Origin of the sequence: Kaistia sp. MMO-174 (assembly GCF_037147815.1) — a bacterium.
GTDB lineage: Bacteria > Pseudomonadota > Alphaproteobacteria > Rhizobiales > Kaistiaceae > Kaistia > Kaistia nematophila.
Genome location: NZ_JBBCUO010000041.1, coordinates 1 through 223 on the forward strand (window position 1 = coordinate 1; position 223 = coordinate 223).

Annotated in this window: 1 protein-coding gene; it reads left to right on the top strand. The window is 68.2% G+C overall.

All coding sequences use genetic code 11. The annotated features are described in order from the left end of the window. On the top strand, positions 1 to 223 hold a 223-nt coding region (locus WFK98_RS27440), incomplete at both ends, for a hypothetical protein (RefSeq protein WP_336802536.1).

Sequence of the window (223 nt, forward strand, 5' to 3'; positions counted from 1 at the left end):
CGCCAAATCCCCGTCGCCTTCACGGTGAAGGGATTTGGCGTTGGCGAGACGCTCGCCTCTCTCACCTTCGACGGCGTCGATGTCACCCCGGCCGGGCCGCTCGTCGGCGATGCCGATGGCAAGGTGACTGGAACCTTCACGATCCCCGCCAACGTCACCGCCGGCCAGAAGTCCGTCGTCGCCACCGGCGGCACCGGATCGAGCGGCTCGGCCTCCTTTGTCG